Below are 3,769 nucleotides of genomic sequence, written 5' to 3'. Positions count from 1 at the left end.
TCACGAGCCAGGTCATGACAACCTTCCTTCCCAGATGCGCGAACCCAGCCAGGCGTGCAGCACGAGGTGGATGAACGAATGGGCCGCGCAGATCAGCACGGCGACGTAGTAGATGCCGGCGGTGATGGGCAGGGTCGGCATGAGCTCCTGCCACTTGTCCAGCGTGGCCACCCAGGCGGCCCAGAAGATCGCCGCCATCAGCACCGCGCTGGCCACGCACACCACGCGGAACAGCCGTTCCTTGTTGCGCGGCGACAGGGCCATGAGCAGCAGGTCGATGCCGACGTGCACCGCGTACTTGATGCCGTGCGGGATCGCCAGGAAGATGACCCAGACGAAGAACAGGCGCGAGACCTCGTCGGCCGAGTCGATGGACGAGCTCAGCACGTAGCGCCAGAACACCTGCAGGGACACCATCAGCGTCATGGCGGCCATGGCCAGCACGATCACCACCATGGACACGCGGTCGAGGGCCTCGACCCAGCGCCGGATGGCGGGCCAGATCGGGGGCAGTCCGTTGTCGCCGGGCGGCGGGGCCGCCTCGGCGGCGCTCGCGCCCTGCGTCACTTGTTCGCCTCGGTGACGACGGCTTCGATCAGCTTGGGATCGATGCGCTTCTTGAGCGACTCCACCACGCCCGCGGTGCTGCGGCGGAAGTCGGCGCGGCCCTGCGGGGTGATCGGCGTGAAGGTCATGCCGGCCTTCACCAGCTGCTGGCGCCAGCGCTCATCCTCGCGGGCGGCTTCCGCGCGCTGCCAGGTCATGGCCTCTTTCATGGAGGCCATGACCGCCTCCTGCTGCGGCTTGCTCAGGCGCTCGAACAGGCGCTTGTTGGCGGCCGCGTTGATGAAGTCGTAGAAGTGGCCGGTGTCGGACAGGTGCTTCTGCACCTCGTTGAAGCGGCGGCTGGCGATGATGTTGTAGGGGTTCTCGTGGCCGTCGAGCACGCCCTGCTGCATGGCCGAGTAGACCTCCTTCACGTCCATGGCGACCGGGTTGGCGCCCAGCGCGCGGAAGGTGTCCAGGTGCACTTCGTTGGGCTGCAGGCGGATCTTCAGGCCCTTGAAGTCGGCCGAGGAGGTGATGGGCCGCACGTTGTTCGTCACGTGGCGAAAGCCCAGCTCGCCATAGCCCAGGCTGATGAAGCCCTTCTGCGCCATGCGCTCGTCGAACAGCTTGCCGACCGGGCCGTCCATGACGCGGAAGGCGGCCTCGCGCGAGCTGAACAGGAAGGGCAGGCTGACGGCCTCGTACTCCGGCACGATGCGGGTGAAGTAGGCGATGGAGGTGACGATGGCGAACACCGTGCCGGAGCGCACCTGGTCGACGTTCTCGGCCGCGCCGCCCAGCTGCATGTTGGGGAACAGGTCGACCTGGAGCTCGCCCTTGGTGCGCGCCTCCACCTCCTTCTTGAAGATCTCCATCACCTTGGTGGCCGTGTGGTCCGCGGGGAAGTTGCCCGCCACGCGCAGCCGCTGCTGGGCCATGGAGGGGGCGTGAAGGCCCACGAGGGTCAGGGCGGCGACGGCCGAGAGAACAAGGGATCGGCGAAACTTCATGGCAATTCCTTCGCTGGGGTCAGCGGATGGGTTACAGGGGATGACGACCTGGAAAATGCAAGAACCGTGCAAGTGCATTATCTTTTCGACTACTCCCCTGTCAACAGGGTATTTACGCACTAAATTGGTGCTCATACGACTGAATTTGCCTTAACCTCGCACCAAGATAATTCACTTTTGGCCGATTCGGCCAGGTTTGCATTCAAATGGGGAAGGCCGTGGACAAGCCGCTGACTGGGTCCCTGCAAGAGACCGCCCCCGCGCCGGGCGCGGAAGAGCCGCCCGGCGCGGAGGAGCGGCGTCGGCGTGGCGTGCACGCCGACGTCTGCGGGCACATCCGCAACCTGATCGTGCACGGCGAGCTCGCCTCGGGCGAGCGCATCAACGAGGTGGGGCTCAGCGAGGCCCTGGGCGTGTCGCGCACGCCCATCCGCGAGGCCTTGAAGGTGCTGGCGGCCGAGGGCCTGGTCGAGTTGCTGCCCAATCGGGGCTCGCGCGTGACCACGCCGTCGACGGACGAGATCGTCAACCTGTTCGCGGTGATCGCGGCCCTGGAGCGCCTGGCGGTGGAGACGGTGACGCTGCAGGCCTCGGCGCCGGCCCTGGCCCGACTGCGCGCGCTGCACGACGAGATGCTGCGGCACCACGCCGAGGGCGACCGCGACCGCTACTTCGAGCTCAACCACCGCATCCATGAAACCATCATCGAGATGGCGGACAACCCGCAGCTCAGCCGCACGCACGCCGACCTGATGACACGCGCCCGGCGCCCGCGCTTCATCGCCATCACCACCGACGGGCGCTGGGACGAGTCGGTGAAGGAGCACGAGTTGGTGATGTCGGCCATGGAGCTGCGCGACGCGCGCTTCGCTGGCGAGATCCTGTTCCGCCACGTGCTCAAGACGGGCACCGCCTACACCCAGTCGCTGGCCGCCGCGCGCGCGGCCTGAGCCCGCGGCGGCGCACCGGTTCAGGCCGGCGCCGCCGCCGCGTGCCTCACCGCGCGCCAGGCGAACACCAGCGCCGGCCCCAGGGTGACGCCCGGCCCGGGGTAGCGCCCGCGCATGATGGACCCCATGTCGGCGCCGCAGGCGTACAGGCCATCGATCGCCTGGCCATCGGGCCGCAGCACCCGGGCGTCGGCGTCGGTGCTCAGGCCCACGCTCATGCCGGCGTCGCCCGGCCACACGCTCACCGCGTAGAACGGCGCGGTGGCGATCGGGCCCAGGCAGGGGTTGGGGCCGTGGTCCGGGTCGCCGTTGAAGCGGTTGAGCCCGCTCGTGCCCTTGCCGAACTCCTCGTCGACTCCCGTGGCCGCGAAGCGGTTGTGGCGCGCCACCGTGGCCTGCAGACCCTCGGCGTCCACGCCGAGCTGCGCCGCCAGCGCGGCCAGGGTCGGCGCGCGGCGCAGGTAGCCGTCGCGCACGAATGGGCCCAGCCGCCAGGCACCGGGGCGCACCAGGCCCAGGCCGTAGCGGCGCAGGAAGCGGGCGTCGCAGATCAGGTGCGCGGGCACGGCCGACGCGTCCTGCATGGCCAGCACGAAGTCGTGGTACGAGTCGCCCTCGTTGACGAAGCGCCGGCCGCGCGCGTCGACGGCGATCAGGCCCGGCTTGGCGCGGTCCAGCGCGAAGTGCGGGAAGCGCTGCGGCGCGCCGTCCGCGCCCTGCCGCACCGACACCGGCGCCCAGAAGGCCGGCGCGCGGTGCCCGGTCTCATCGACCGCGGCGCCCACGGCCTGTGCCAGCCGCAGGCCGTCGCCCGTGTTGCCCTCGGCCATCAGCGAATGCGTGTGCGCGGGCTGGGGCAGGAGGCGCTGGCGCCAGTCGGGCGCGTGCCCGAAGCCGCCGCAGGCCAGCACCACGCCGCGGCGCGCGCGCACGCGGCGCTCGCGGCCGCCGTGCGTCAGCGTGGCGCCGGTCACGGCGCCGCCTTCCTGGTGCAGCGCGCGCACGTCCACGCCGGTGAGCGGGTCCACGCCGCGCTGGCGCAGGCTGTGCAGCAGGCGCGCGATGAGCGCATTGCCCATCACCAGCCGCGTGCCGCGCGGGTGGCTCAGGCGGTCGCGCGCGTGCCGGGCCAGCAGGGCCAGCACATGGCGCAGCGCGCGCCAGGAGGCGAACGGGCGCAGCAGCGGCGCGACGTCGTCCTTGCTGACCGACAGGCCGCCCAGCACCATCATGTGGCGCATGGGCGGGCGCAACCGCGCG

The 3,769-nt window shown here is 70.4% G+C and carries 4 protein-coding genes (1 of these 4 cut by a window edge); 1 reads left to right on the top strand and 3 read right to left on the bottom strand.

Annotated elements, in window-relative coordinates:
- Window positions 1-12 precede the first annotated feature (12 nt).
- Window positions 13-567: a TRAP transporter small permease gene (locus BGO22_RS17620; RefSeq protein ID WP_083293225.1), complete on the bottom strand. Its 555-nt coding sequence runs from the start codon at window positions 565-567 to the stop codon at window positions 13-15.
- Complete coding sequence (locus tag BGO22_RS17615) at window positions 564-1,559, bottom strand: TRAP transporter substrate-binding protein (protein WP_204743745.1); 996 nt, start codon at window positions 1,557-1,559, stop codon at window positions 564-566. Before BGO22_RS17615 ends, BGO22_RS17620 begins: the two co-directional genes overlap by 4 nt.
- A 218-nt stretch (window positions 1,560-1,777) precedes the next feature.
- On the opposite strand from BGO22_RS17615, the gene BGO22_RS17610 reads away from it, so the two are divergent.
- Window positions 1,778-2,509: a GntR family transcriptional regulator gene (locus BGO22_RS17610; protein WP_175442854.1), complete on the top strand. Its 732-nt coding sequence runs from the start codon at window positions 1,778-1,780 to the stop codon at window positions 2,507-2,509.
- 20 nt (window positions 2,510-2,529) lie between these two features.
- On the opposite strand, the gene BGO22_RS17605 is transcribed toward BGO22_RS17610, so the two are convergent.
- A protein-coding gene (locus BGO22_RS17605; protein WP_286852006.1) for an FAD-dependent oxidoreductase crosses the window boundary here: on the bottom strand, window positions 2,530-3,769 show its 3' portion. 440 nt of this gene lie beyond the right edge of the window; only the last 1,240 of its 1,680 coding nucleotides appear in the window; its start codon lies off the right edge, out of view — the gene reads right to left on this strand; it ends in the stop codon at window positions 2,530-2,532.

Source organism: Hydrogenophaga sp. 70-12 (assembly GCF_001897365.1).
Lineage (GTDB): Bacteria > Pseudomonadota > Gammaproteobacteria > Burkholderiales > Burkholderiaceae_C > Hydrogenophaga > Hydrogenophaga borbori.
The sequence above is the reverse complement of the archived record's forward strand: the minus strand, read 5'-3'. Positions and strand labels throughout refer to the sequence as shown.